Below are 13287 nucleotides of genomic sequence, written 5' to 3' on the forward strand. Positions count from 1 at the left end.
GCTTCTGGCCCTTTTTCGGGAGAGTCGCGATGCCGGATGCCCTGATCGAGATGCCCTCCGTCGGCCTGACCCAAGCGGCGGCCGAGCGTGTGGCGTATTTGCGCCGGTTGGAAGGCGATACCTCGCTGATGCTGCGCCTATCCGTCTCCGGCGGCGGATGCAGCGGCTTTCAATACGGCTTCGACTTTACCAGCGAAACGGCCGAGGACGACCATGTGTTCGAACACCACGGCGTGCCGCTGGTGGTTGACGAGGTCTCGCTCGACCTGCTGGCCGGCAGCGAGGTCGACTATGTGGAAGACCTAGCCGGCGCGGCCTTCGTGGTGAGGAATCCGAACGCCACCGCGTCCTGCGGCTGCGGCAGTTCGTTCGCGATCTGAGGCGGGAGACCGCGCGCCTACGGTCAGCTGAGGGCGTTGCGCCAGACCAGCCCCTCGACCGTGCCTGCCTTGGGTCGGTATTCGCAGCCGACCCAGCCGGCATAGCCCAGTTCGTCCAGATAGAGCAGCACGCGCGCATCGTCGAGTTCGCCCGTCGTCGGCTCGTTGCGATCCGGCACGCTGGCGGTCTGCACATGGCCGATCAGGGGCAGGTGCGTGGCGAGGCTCATCATTACGTCGCCGGACATGATCTGGCGGTGATAAATGTCGAACTGCAATTTCAGGTTCGGCGCGCCGACGCGGGCGATGACCGCGGCGGCATCCTCGACATAATTCAGGTAATAGCCGGGAATGTCGCGGCTGTTGATCGGCTCGATGCAGATGGCGACGCCCTTCGGTGCCGCCTCCGCGGCCGCATAGGCCAGATTCTCGGCAAAGGTGTCGGCCAGGGCAGCCTCGTCCGCATCATCCGGCGCGATGCCGGTCATGGCGTGCAGGCGCGAGCACCCCAGCGCGTCGGCATACTCCAGCGCCTTGGCCAGGGCGTCGCGGAATTCGGCCTTGCGGTGCGGCAGGGCGGCGAACCCGCGTTCTTCCGGGATGAAGGGCAGGTTGAACAGCACCGTCTCGACCCCTGCCGCCTCCCGCGCCTTGGCGACCGCCTCGGGCGAGTGCTCGAAGGGCGAGAGAAACTCCACGCCCCGGAAACCGTGGTCGGCGGCGGCCTGGAACCGGTCGAGAAAGTCCCACTCCGTGAACATCATCGAGAGGTTGGCGGCAAGTTTCGGCATGGGGTCGGAGCCTCCCTAGCTCGGAAAATGGGCCCGCAAATCCTCGATCTGCTCGGGCGTGAGCGGACGGGTGCGGTGGTTGTGCAGCAGGAGGAACAGCTTGGCGGTCTCCTCCAATTCCTCGGTGGCATAAATCGCGTCGTCCAGCGACTTGCCCGCCACCACGGGCCCGTGATTGGCCAACAGCACCGCGGGTGTCCTGGCGATGTGGTCGCGGATCGCCTCGCCCAGCGCCGGGTCGCCCGGACGAAAATACGGCACCAGCGGCAGCCGGCCGACCTTCATCACGTAGTAGGCCGTCAGCGGCGGCAGCACGTTCTGCGGGTCGATGCCGGCCAGGCATGAAACCGCCACAGAATGGGTCGAGTGCAGATGCACCACCGCCTGCGCGCCGGCCCGTTCCTCATAGACGGCGCGGTGCATGAACGCCTCTTTCGAGGGCGGCTCGCCCGACAGCAGCCGGCCCTGGTCGTCCAGCTTGGCGATCCGCCCCGGATCGAGTCGCCCGAGGCAGGAATTGGTCGGCGTCAGCAGCCAGCCGTCGTCGAGCCGCACGCTGATATTGCCGGCGCTGCCGAAGGTCAGGCCGCGGTCGAACAGCGCCTTGCCGTGTTCGGCCATGCGCTCGCGCAGGCGGGCTTCCGTGCTCATCCCAGCACCTCGAACGCCTTGGTGAAAAAGTCCTCGGCGCCGAAATTCCCGGACTTCAACGCCAGGCAGAGCCCTTCGCAGTCGCCCTGCACCACCTGGGTCCAGGGCACGCCGGGGTCGATTTCCGGGCCGATGGCCATGGCGTCCACGCCCAGCGCCCCCACCACCGCGCCCGCGGTCTCGCCGCCGGCCACCACCAGCTTGCTGACGCCGTTGGCGACCAGCGCCGGCGCCAGTTGGGCGAATGCCTGTTCCACCACCCGGCCCGCCGCCTCCACCCCCAGGATCGACTGGGTCGCCTGCACGCCCTCCGGCGTGTCCGAGGCGACGATGGCGATGGGGCGGCGGCCTAGGCTGGCCCCGGCCCATTGCGCCGCCTCGGCCAGAGCGCCCGGCCCCTTGGCCAGTTCGACCGGGTCGAGCCGGAGCACGTCGCCGCCCTGCGCCTCGAACGCCTTGATCTGGCCGAGCGTCGCGCGGCTGCACGAGCCGGACAGGATCGCGGTGGCGCCGTGGCGCGGCTCCAGTGCGGCCGGATCGTCATGCTCCTCCACCCGGCGCTCGCGCACCCAGGCGCGGGCAAGGCCGACGCCGAGGCCGCTGCCGCCGGTGACCAGGATCAGGTCCTTGAACGCCTCGCCCAGCACGTCCAGGTCGGCGTCGTCGACGCAATCGACAATGGCGAAATGCACGTCCTGGCGCCGGTGTTCGACGATCACGCGCCGCACCGCCTCCGCCCCGGCCCGCACCGCTTTGGCCGGCACCAGGCCGGGCGTGGTGTTCGACTGCGCCGCCAGCACCCGGCGCAGGTCCGCGTCCGTCATCGGGTTCAGCGGGTGGTTCTCCATGCCGCTTTCGTTCAGCAGCCGGTCGCCGACGAACAGATGCCCGTTGAACACCGTGCGGCCGTTCACCGGCAGCGCCGGGCAGAACGGCACCCAGTCGGCCCGCAATTCCTGTTCCAACGCCTCCGCCACCGGGCCGATATTGCCGCCGGACGTCGAATCGAAGGTGGAGCAGTATTTGAAGAAAAATCGCCGGGCCGTGGTCTGCCGCAGCTCGCCCAGCACCTCCAGCGATTCCGCCACCGCATCCTCGGCCGGGATCGAGCGGGATTTGAGCGCCACCACCACCGCGTCGGCCGCGATATTGTCGAAACCGCCCGGCGGCAGGCCGATGGTCTGAACGGTGCGCAGCCCGCCCTTGACGAGCATGGACGCCATGTCCGTCGCGCCGGTGAAGTCGTCGGCGATGCAGCCAAGCCATAGGACCATCGGTTTTCCTCCACCGGCCGGACGGGCAGTTCCGCCGGTTCATGTTGTTGTTCTTGCGCGTCGTTGTTGCTTGCGCGTCTGTCGGCTACCGCGGATCCGCTGCCAGCAGTTCCTGCATTCCACCGCGGTCTGCGCCGGAGGGCAATGGGGCCGATGGATGTAGGAACCAGGCGGCCAGGTCGGCAACGGCCTCCGCACCGTTCAGATCGCGCAACAGCATGTGATAGCCGTTCGGATACAGGGCAACGCGCCGCTCCGCCGCCGGCACCATCAGCAGGGTGCGCCGGGTCGGCACCACCGGCACCAACTCGTCCTTCAGGCCATAGAGGAACAGGGCCGGCACCCGCAATTTGTCCGCCGCATAGACCGCCGCATCCATCGCGTTCACCAGGCCCCAGACCAGATCGACCCGGTATTGCTTCATCACCAACGGGTCGCGGGCGAGCCGGCGCAACATCTCCAAATTGTCGGACGGAACCACGTGCAGCCCCTGGCCGCTGACAGGATACCAGGGAATGGTGTGGGCGCTGAGCCAGAGCGCGCCCTCTTGCACCGCCGGCATGGCGCGCCGCCCCCACACCGCCGGTGCCACCAGGGCCAGCCCCGCCAGCGGCAAGTCCGGATGGTCCGCGGCCATGGACATGGCAATGGCACCCCCCATGCTGTGGCCCAGCACATAGACCGGAGCCGGCGCAGACCGCCGGGCCAGCAGCCGGACCGCGTCCGCCGCATCCTGGGTCAATCGGTCCAGCCCGTGCCACCGGCCATAGCCCGGCGCCCGGCCGAAGCCGCGCTGGTCATAGGCGACGGTGCGAATCCCCTTCCTCGCCAGCTGCCGGCCGGCGGCCTCGAACGCGTTCGAATAGTCGCCGAAACCGTGCAGCGCCAGCACCACCGCCTTCGGCTTGCCGGCCGGCTCCCAGGTGCGCAGGGGCAGGCGGGCGCCGTCATCCGCCACATACGCCTTGGCCTCCAGGCGCGGCACGGCGGAGGTTTGGCCCGGCGGCACGACGAAGGGCTGACACGCAGCCAGCCCGAACAGCAGCAGACCCCATAGCATCCCGCGCGCGGCTGCTTTAAGAAAAGGGCCTACCCGCATTCGGCGACAGACATCAGAGGATGGCGCATTCATGGAACCGGTTGAGACGATCGAAGTGGAAGAAACTACCGTTGCCTGCGACGGCGGCAAGGGGCCGCTGGGGCATCCCCGGGTATTTCTGCACTTGGTCAAGGGCGAGGTCGAGTGCCCGTATTGCAGCCGCCGCTTCGTGCTGAAGGAAGGCGCCGAGGCCGAACACCACTAGAGCCGACCGCTCGCCCGCCATCGCCGCGCCCGCCACAGGAGCGAAACCCCATGCAGCACGTGTTCCTCGTCGATGGCTCCGGCTTCATCTTCCGCGCCTTCCACGCGCTGCCGCCGATGGCCCGCAAGGACGGCACGCCCGTCAACGCGGTCTACGGCTTCTGCTCCATGCTGATGAAGCTGCTGGAGGATACCGACGCCGACCATATCGCCGTCGTGTTCGACACCAGCCGCAAGACCTTCCGCACCGCGATCTATCCGGACTACAAGGCGCACCGGCCGCCCCCGCCGGAAGAGTTGATCCCGCAATTTGCCCTGATCCGCGATGCGGTCCGCGCCTTCAACCTGCCCTGCATCGAGCTGGACGGCTACGAGGCCGACGACCTGATCGCCACCTATGCCAAGCAGGCGGCGGCCAAGGGGGCCGAGGTCACCATCGTCTCGTCCGACAAGGACCTGATGCAGTTGATCGACGACCGCATCTCGATGCTGGACCCGATGAAGCTGCAAACGCTCAGCTACGCGGCGGTGGAGGCGAAGTTCGGCGTGCCGCCGGACAAGGTGGTGGACGTGCAGGCGCTGGCCGGCGATTCGACCGACAACGTGCCGGGCGTCCCGGGCATCGGCGTCAAGACCGCCTCGCAACTGATTCTGGAATACGGCGACCTGGAAACGCTGCTGGCGCAGGCCGACGGCATTAAGCAGAAAAAGCGCCGCGAAAACCTGATCGAATTCGCCGACCAGGCCCGCGTCTCGCAGCAACTGGTGCGCCTCGCCCAGGATGCGCCGGTGCCGGAACCGCTGGAAAGCTTCACGGTGAAACAACCGGATGCGGACACGCTGCTGGCGTTCCTGGAGGCGCAGTCATTCAAGTCCCTCACCGCGCGCGTCGAGGCCAATCTGGCGGCCGATGGCAATCTCCGCACCACGCCGGAAGACGCGGCCCCCGCCGAAACCGACTATGAGCTGGTGACCAGCCGCGAGGCGCTCGACCGCTGGGTCGCGGCGGCGTGGGAGGCGGGCGTGCTGGCCATCGACACCGAGACCAACTCGCTGGACGCGCTCCGGGCCGATCTGGTCGGCATCTCGCTGGCGGTGGAGCCTGGCAAGGCCTGCTACATCCCCATCGCCCACCGCAACGGCGCCGCCGGCGAGCTGGAACTGGACGGCGGCGACAGCGTGCCCAACCTGCCGCTGGCCGAAGCGGTCGCCGCGCTCAAGGACATCCTGCTCGACGCCTCGGTGCTGAAGATCGGCCAGAACATCAAGTACGACATGGAGGTGCTGGCCCGGCACGGCCTCAGCATCGCAACCGCCGACGATACCATGGTGCTGTCCTACGTGCTCGACGGCGGCCAGCATGGCCACGGCATGGACGAGCTGGCCGAACTGTTCCTGGGCCTCAAGACGATCAAGTACGAGGAGGTCTGCGGCAAGGGCAAGGACGCCATCACCTTCGACCGCGTGCCGCTGGACCAGGCACTGGCCTATGCGGCGGAGGACGCCGACGTCACGCTGAAGCTCTGGCGGAAGCTGAAGCCGCGGCTGCCGCAGGAGCACATGGTTCGGGTCTACGAGGAACTCGACCGGCCGCTGGTGCCCGTGCTGGCCGACATGGAAGCCGCCGGCGTGCTGGTGGACCGCGACGGCCTGAAGGCGCTGTCCGCCGACTTCGCCGACCGGCTGCAGGTGCTGGAGGGCGAAATCCACACACTCGCCGGGCGCAACTTCACCATCGGCTCGCCGAAGCAGTTGGGCGAAATCCTGTTCGACGAGATGAGCCTGCCCGGCGGCAAGAAGACCGGCAAGTCCGGCGCCTGGGCCACCGGCGCCGACGTGCTGGAGGACCTGGCCGCCCAGGGCCACGACCTGCCGGCCCGGGTGCTGGACTGGCGCCAGCTCTCGAAGCTGAAATCCACCTATACCGACGCGCTGGTCGAGCAGATCAACCCGGAGACCGGCCGCATCCACACCTCGCTGGCGCAGACCGTGGTGAACACGGGCCGGCTGTCGTCCAGCGACCCGAACCTGCAAAACATCCCGGTCCGAACCGAGGAAGGCCGCAAGATCCGCGAGACCTTCATCGCCGCCCCCGGCACCGTGCTGATGAGCGCCGACTACAGCCAGATCGAACTGCGCCTGCTGGCCCATGTCGGCCGGATCGAATCGCTGCGGCAGGCCTTCCTCGACGGCCTCGACATCCACGCGGTCACCGCGTCAGAGGTGTTCGGCATCCCGCTGGAAGGCATGGACCCGGCCGAGCGACGCAAGGCCAAGGCGATCAATTTCGGCATCATCTACGGCATTTCCGCCTTCGGGCTCGCCCGCAATATCCGCGTGCCCCAGGGCGAGGCCAAGGCGTTCATCGACGCCTATTTCCAGCGCTATCCCGGCATTCGCGACTACATGACCAAGGCCAAGGCATTCGCGGGCGAGCACGGCTATGTGACGACGATTTTCGGCCGCAAATGCCACACCCCCGGCATCAAGGACAAGAACCCCGCCCGCCGCTCGTTCCAGGAGCGGGTGGCGATCAACGCGCCGTTGCAGGGCTCCGCCGCGGACATCATCAAGCGCGCCATGATCCGCCTGCCCGACGCGCTCGCGGAGGCGGGCCTGGGCGCGAAAATGCTGCTGCAAGTCCACGATGAACTGCTGTTCGAGGTACCGGAAGCCGAGGTCAACCAGACCAAGGACGTGGTGCTGGAGACCATGCAGACCGCCGCCAGTCTCTCGGTGCCGCTGGTGGTGGAGGCGGGTGTCGCCAAGACCTGGGCCGCGGCCCACTAAGCCCACCGGATCCCGCCCCATGCTGTCCTACCAGCACATGTACCACGCCGGCAGCCTGGCCGACGTGCACAAGCACATCCTGCTGGCCCGCGCGCTGGCCCACCTGATGCGCGACCCGGCCCCGCTGCTCTATGCCGAAACCCATGCGGGCCGCGGCCGCTACAACCTGGATGCGCCGGAAGCCCGCAAGACGGGCGAGGCCGCCGCCGGCATCGACACACTGCTGCGCGAGCGGCGCATCGCCAGGGACGAGCCCTTCCTTGCCGCGCTCCGCCGGTTCCAGGGCGGCAGCAACCGCCTCTATCCCGGCTCGCCGGCGCTGGCGGCCACCCTGTTGCGGCGCACCGATGCGCTCTGGCTCTGGGAGTTGCATCCGCGCGAGCACGCCATCCTGGCCCGCGTGTTCGAGGGCGACCGCCGGGTGCGCGTGTTCCACGCCAACGGGCTCGCCGGCCTGCCGCTGCGGCTGCCGCCGAAGCCGCCGGCGCCGCGCCGCGGCCTGGTGATGATCGACCCCAGCTACGAGATCAAGGACGAGTACGACGAACTGCCCGGGTTCGTGCGCCGCCTGCGCCTGCGCTGGCCGCACTCTGCCGGGCTGGTCTGGTATCCGATGCTGCCGGCCGACCGGCATGCCGGCATGGTCCAGAGCCTCAAGGCGCAGCAACCGGACCTGAGCGTGCACGAGACGGTCTGGAGCACGCCCGATGCCGGCCGCGGCCTCTATGGCAGCGGTGTCGTTGCCTGGGGCATCGCTGCCAGCGTCCTGTCGCCTGGGACTTTCGTCCAATCTGGGGGCGGGTAAGCAACCCTTTGGGCTAGCCGCCGCCGCCTCGCTTCCCTATGATCCGGCCACCCTGCGTTGTCACTGTATGGTGGCGTACAGGTATATGTCAGAATAGGGAGTGACGAATGATCAAGAAATCGCTGATCGCGGCGGCAACGGTCCTCGGACTGGCGCTGACCGCCAACGCCGCCAGCGCCGCCGACTATGGCAAGCGCGAATTCAAGGTGGTTGGCACCTGGGGCAACCTTTCCCACTGGAAAGAAAGGGAAAGCCGGTTCTGGAACAAGGACCTGCCGGAAGCCTCCGGCGGTGCATTGACCGCCAACGCCAAACCCTACACCGAACTGGGTCTTTCCGGCTTCGAGGTCATGCGCCTCCTGAAGCTGGGCGTCTATGACGCCGTGCACGGCCTCGCCGCCTATACCAGCCAGGACAGCCCGGCCATGGAAGGCATGGATCTGGCCGGCATCGTCCAGGACATCGACACCTACCGCAAGGTCAGCGACGCCTATCGCAACGTCCTCACGCGTGAGTTGAACGACAAGTACAACGCCAAGCTGATGATGATCTATGCTTGGCCGTCGCAGCAGCTCTGGTGCAATCTGGGCGACAAGTCGATCACCAACGTGTCGCTGAAGGATCTGAAGGGCAAGAAGATCCGCACCTATTCCACCACCCTCGGCGATTTCATCGAGGGCCTGGGCGCAAGCGCCGTGACCATCGCCTTTGCCGAGGTGGTGCCGGCCCTGCAAAAGGGCGTTGCCGACTGCGGCATCACCGGCACGCTGCCGGCCTATAACGCCAAATGGTATCAGGTCGTCACCCACAATATCCGCGTGCGCGTCGGCTTCACCAACTCCTATCTGGCCATGAACAACAAGACCTGGGCGAGCCTGAAACCGGACGCACAGGCGCTGTTCGATAAGATGATGCCGACCTTCGAGGACGAGATGTGGAAGGCGACCGCGATCGCCAACCAGGAAGGCATGGACTGCAACGCCGCCGGCCCCTGCCCGCTTGGCGATCCGGGCGGCATGGTGCCGATCGAGCCCAGCGACGCCGACAAGGCGGAACTGCGCGACATCGTCCAGAACGTCGTCGTGAAGCGCTGGGCCAAGCGTTGCGGCACCCAGACGTGCATCGACGAATGGAACGATACCGTCGGCAAGATCGTCGGCATCAAGGCTTCGCTCGACTGAGCCTCGCCCCGGCCGGCCAGGCCACCGATTCGGCCGGGCATGGAGACGGCAACGTCCTCCGGCCCGGCCGATTTGTTCATTTTCGATACCTGTCTCGGATCGTGAAAGGCAGCCCCATGTTGCAGCGCCTCCACGGCGCCTTGGAGCAGATCTCCCGTATCGCCGTCTGGTGCGGCGGCGGCGCCTTGCTGGCAGCCGCGGTAATGGTGACGGTCGATGTGCTCCTGCGCAAATTCTTCTCCATCACCATGAGCGGATCGGACGAGATTTCCGGTTACGTCTTTGCCGCGGGCACCACCTGGGCCTATTCCTATTGCCTGCTGCACCGCTCCAATGTCCGCATCGACGCGGTCTACAACTTCCTGCCGCGCCCGGTGAAGGCGGTGCTGGACATTGTCGGCGTCGCCCTGCTGCTCGGCTACATGCTGTTGCTGACCGAGAAGGCGGTGCAGATGTTCGTCACCTCGTGGGAGAACAATTCGGTCTCGATCAGCACACTGGCGGTGCCGCTCTGGATCCCGCAACTGTTCTGGGTGGCCGGGCTGTTCCTGTTCGTCGCCACCCTGGTGGTGGTGACGCTGCATGCCCTGGTCGGCCTGCTGACCGGCGATCTGGACCAGGTCCAGCGCGTGGCCGGCGTAAGGTCCATGGAAGAGGAAATCGAAGAAGAAACACACGGCATGGGCGGGCCGCACACCCCCGCAACCCACGCGGAGGGGGTGTAGGTTATGGCGCTGTGGGCAATTGTCATCATGATGGTCCTGGTCATCGGCGCCGTGCCGGTGGCCGCGGTGCTGGGCGTGCTCAGCCTCTCGCTCGACTATCTCTACATGGACGGGCGGCTGTCGCTCGCCATCGGCGAATTCACCTGGGACAAGAGCAAGGAATTCATCCTGGTCGCCGTCCCGATGTTCATCCTGCTGGGCGAGATCATGCTGCGGGCCGGCATCGCGCAGAAGATGTACGCCGCCGTGGTGCAGTGGCTGTCCTGGCTGCCGGGCGGCCTGATGCACGCCAATATCGGCTCGTGCACGATTTTCGCGGCCTCCAGCGGCTCGTCGGTTGCAACCGCGGCGACGGTCGGCACCGTCGCCTATCCGGAGATCGAGAAGCGCGGCTATAACGAGCGCCTGTTCCTGGGCTCGCTCGCCGCCGGCGGAACGCTCGGCATTCTCGTGCCGCCGTCGATCAACCTGATCATTTACGGCCTGATCACCGACACCTCGGTGCCGGAACTCTATCTGGCGGGCATCATTCCCGGCGTGTTGCTGGCGCTGCTGTTCATGGGCGTGATCATCTTCGCCTGCCTGGCGCGACGCGACTGGAACGGCGACCGTATCGAGACCTCGTGGAGCCAGCGCCTGCGCACCCTGCCGGACCTGGTGCCGCCGATCCTGCTGTTCGCGGTGGTCGTCGGCTCGATCTATGCCGGCATCGCCACCCCGACCGAGGCGGCCTCGGTTGGCGTGGTCTTCGCCTGCGTGCTGGCGGCGTGGACCCGCACCCTGAACCTGACCATGCTGAAGGAGGCGTTCGAGGGCACGATGCGCACCACCGCGATGATCATGCTGATCATCCTGGCCGCCGTGTTCCTGAACTTCATCCTGGGCTTTATCGGCGTGACCCAGGTCATCATCCAGGCCATTGCCGACCTGGGGCTGACGCCGCTGGAGACGATGCTGATCATCATCGCCTTCTATCTGGTGCTGGGCATGTTCATGGAAACCCTGTCGATGATGCTGACGACGGTGCCCATCGTCTTTCCGATCGTCGCCCATCTGGGCTACGACCCGGTCTGGTTCGGCATTCTCATCACCGTGCTGATGGAAACCGCGCTGATCACGCCGCCGATCGGCGTGAACCTCTATGTGGTCCACGGCATTCGCAGCAGCGGCAAGTTCAACGACGTCGCCATCGGCGCCGCCCCGTTCGTGGCGGCCATGCTGGGCATGATCGTGCTGCTGCTGGTCTTCCCGGAACTGGCGGTCTGGCTGCCGGGCCAGTTCTACTGACGCCCCGATACCCGCGCCGGCGGATCACCCGAGCGTGATCCGCCGGCCGGTCTTCAACGCCTGCAACAGGGCCAGCAGGGCCCGCAGCGTGTTGGTTTGGCTATCCAGCGGGATCGGCGGGGCGTCGCCCTCGATCATGGCGCCGGCGATGGCGGCCAGCATGGCCCGATGGCCCCGGTCCTGCACGCAGCGCCGGCGCTGGCTGTCTTCTCCCTCCACCACCAGCAATTCCCGGCTGTTATCCAGCCGCAGCATCAGCCCGTCCGTGAACACGTCCACGGTTTCGCGACTGAAGGCCGTGTCGCCGAAGCGGGTGAAGGCCAGGGTCGCCAGACTGCCGTCGGCGAAGTGCAACTGAACGGCAATATCGTCGAACCGCGCGCTGCCCGCCGGCGAGGCTGCCTCGACCGCGGTGATCGGCGCCCCGGCCAGATGCCGGGCCAGATCGACGAAATGGCCGAGGTCGGCCGGCAGCACCGCGCGAAACTCCGGTTCATCGGCCTCCCCGGTCTCGTCGCCCGCGTCCGCCTCCTGCGATGAGGCCGCATCGGCCATGGTCCGGCCGGTGTTGGCACGAATGATGACATGGCGCCGCCCGCCCCGACCGTCGAGCAGGGACAAGGCGTCGTGCACGATGGGGGCAAAGCGCCGGTGCAGGCCGACCTGCAACACGCCGGCGCTTTCCATCTGCGCCCGCAACACCCGCTCCAACGCCCGATGCCCGGCGGCGAACGGCTCCTCGGTCAACACCACCTTGCCGGCCAGCAGGGCGGCGCAGATCAGGTCGATGTCGTGGGCATACCGGTCGAGCAGCAAGACCAGGCTCACGCCCTTGGTCCGCAGCACCGCCGCCGGCTCCGTCACCACCCGTTCGAAGCCGAACCGGCGGCGCAGGTCCTCATGGCCCCTGCCGGCGTCGGCCAGGACGGTGTGCAGGGTCGCCTCGCTCAGCGCACGCAGGCGCGGCAAGACCGTCGCCCGCGCCTTCCGCCCCGTTCCGATCACGCCGATGGCGCAGGCACCGGGCGCCAGCCGGCCGCCGCTGCGATGCAGGGTCGTCACGGACGAGGGCGTCGCCGCGTCGAACGCCGCATCGCGGAACTCTACCGCCAGCCAGCGCGGCCGGTCCGCCGCCTCCGCCAGCGACGGCACCTGGCTCAGCACCGTGTGCGCCATGGCCAGCGGCGCAAGGCGCACCCGACCTTCGTCCAACAGGGACAGCGCCAGGAGCAAATCCTCCGCCAGCGAGTCGTCGCCGGACAGCGCCTCCGCCACCGCCATGGTCAGGCGCTTTGCCATGAACGCCGCGAACGGCACGGTCTCCGGACAGGCCCCCACCGCCACCAGCCGCGCGTCCGGAGCGGCGGCGGCGATCGCCTGTTCCACCGCTTTCGCATCGTCCGGTTCCGCAGCCAGCAAGACGCCGCTGCACACCGCGGGCGGCTCGCCGCTCCGTTCGGGCGCCGGCCGACCGATCTCCGCGTCGCCGTCTCCCTCCCCGGCCGGCTGCCACACCGTCGCCGCGCCCAGGTCCAGCGCCGACGCCAGCAGCGATGCATCGGAATCGACCGCCAGCACCCGGGCACCGGCCAGCAGCAGGCATTGCAGCGCCAGCAGCCCCATCCCGGCCAGGCCAACCACGGCCGCCGATGCGCCAAAAGTCGGTTGCAACATGCGCACCGCCCGCACCGCCTGAACCAGCAGCGGCGCCACGGCCGCGTGCGAATCGGAGAGGCTGTCGGGCACTTTGGCCGCCTCCGCCGCATCCAGAGAGGCCCATTCCAGATCGCCGGCAAAGTGGGCCACCGCGCCCACCACCCGATCGCCCGGCGCGAACCGTTCGGTCCAGTTCGCCCCGACCCGCACCACCTCCCCAACCGCGCCGAGCCGGAGCGGCGACAGTCCCGGCGCATCGACGCCCAGCGCCCGTTCCCAATGCCGGCGCACGCCGATGCTTTCGACCCGGCCGTTTTCCGCCTCCGACCCGCCCGCATCCGGGGCGACCGGCGGCACAGTCGCCGCGTCGATCAAGGCCGCGTGCAGACGGACCAGCAAGCGGTCGGGCGCCGGTTCTCCGCTTCCCGGCCTGCCGACCGACAC

At 67.8% G+C, this 13287-nt stretch carries 12 protein-coding genes; 7 read left to right on the top strand and 5 right to left on the bottom strand.

Annotated features, from left to right (window positions below; translation table 11 throughout):
- The first annotated feature begins 29 nt into the window (after window positions 1–29).
- Window positions 30–380: an iron-sulfur cluster insertion protein ErpA gene (gene erpA / locus H6844_15900; protein MCB9930887.1), complete on the top strand. Its 351-nt coding sequence runs from the start codon at window positions 30–32 to the stop codon at window positions 378–380.
- A 23-nt stretch (window positions 381–403) separates the two neighbouring features.
- Here the strand turns inward: erpA and H6844_15905 are convergent, their stop codons facing one another.
- From H6844_15905 to H6844_15920, 4 genes are all read right to left on the bottom strand, one after another.
- Complete coding sequence (locus H6844_15905; protein MCB9930888.1) at window positions 404–1171, bottom strand: TIM barrel protein; 768 nt, start codon at window positions 1169–1171, stop codon at window positions 404–406.
- A gap of 15 nt (window positions 1172–1186) precedes the next feature.
- A complete protein-coding gene (locus tag H6844_15910; protein MCB9930889.1) occupies window positions 1187–1822 on the bottom strand; it encodes an aldolase in 636 nt (211 codons plus the stop codon).
- On the bottom strand, window positions 1819–3096 hold the full coding sequence (locus H6844_15915) for a four-carbon acid sugar kinase family protein (GenBank protein ID MCB9930890.1): 1278 nt from the start codon (window positions 3094–3096) through the stop codon (window positions 1819–1821). Before H6844_15915 ends, H6844_15910 begins: the two co-directional genes overlap by 4 nt.
- An 85-nt stretch (window positions 3097–3181) precedes the next feature.
- The gene (locus H6844_15920) at window positions 3182–4195 is read right to left on the bottom strand and encodes a lysophospholipase (protein ID MCB9930891.1); all 1014 of its coding nucleotides are present in this window, start codon (window positions 4193–4195) and stop codon (window positions 3182–3184) included.
- Between the two features lie 31 nt (window positions 4196–4226).
- Here H6844_15920 and H6844_15925 point away from each other — a divergent pair, with 31 nt between their 5' ends.
- The 6 genes from H6844_15925 to H6844_15950 all read left to right on the top strand — a co-directional run bounded on the left by H6844_15925 (window position 4227) and on the right by H6844_15950 (window position 11187).
- A complete protein-coding gene (locus H6844_15925) occupies window positions 4227–4400 on the top strand; it encodes a zinc-finger domain-containing protein (GenBank protein MCB9930892.1) in 174 nt (57 codons plus the stop codon).
- Window positions 4401–4450: 50 nt separating this feature from the next.
- Entirely contained in the window at window positions 4451–7189 is a 2739-nt protein-coding gene (gene polA / locus H6844_15930; GenBank protein MCB9930893.1) for a DNA polymerase I, read from the top strand.
- A 19-nt stretch (window positions 7190–7208) separates the two neighbouring features.
- Window positions 7209–7994, top strand: a complete 786-nt coding sequence (locus H6844_15935) for a 23S rRNA (adenine(2030)-N(6))-methyltransferase RlmJ (GenBank protein ID MCB9930894.1) — start codon at window positions 7209–7211, stop codon at window positions 7992–7994.
- A gap of 107 nt (window positions 7995–8101) precedes the next feature.
- Window positions 8102–9175, top strand: coding sequence for a TRAP transporter substrate-binding protein (locus tag H6844_15940; protein ID MCB9930895.1), 1074 nt, complete (start codon window positions 8102–8104; stop codon window positions 9173–9175).
- A 116-nt stretch (window positions 9176–9291) separates the two neighbouring features.
- Window positions 9292–9900, top strand: coding sequence for a TRAP transporter small permease (locus tag H6844_15945; protein MCB9930896.1), 609 nt, complete (start codon window positions 9292–9294; stop codon window positions 9898–9900).
- A 3-nt stretch (window positions 9901–9903) separates the two neighbouring features.
- Window positions 9904–11187 carry a TRAP transporter large permease gene (locus tag H6844_15950; GenBank protein MCB9930897.1) on the top strand — a complete coding sequence of 428 codons (1284 nt, stop codon included), beginning with the start codon at window positions 9904–9906 and terminating at the stop codon, window positions 11185–11187.
- Window positions 11188–11211: 24 nt separating this feature from the next.
- Here H6844_15950 and H6844_15955 read toward each other — a convergent pair whose 3' ends face one another.
- Complete coding sequence (locus tag H6844_15955; GenBank protein MCB9930898.1) at window positions 11212–13242, bottom strand: Gfo/Idh/MocA family oxidoreductase; 2031 nt, start codon at window positions 13240–13242, stop codon at window positions 11212–11214.
- Window positions 13243–13287 lie beyond the last annotated feature (45 nt).

The organism is Alphaproteobacteria bacterium, assembly GCA_020638555.1.
Taxonomy (GTDB): domain Bacteria; phylum Pseudomonadota; class Alphaproteobacteria; order Bin95; family Bin95; genus JACKII01.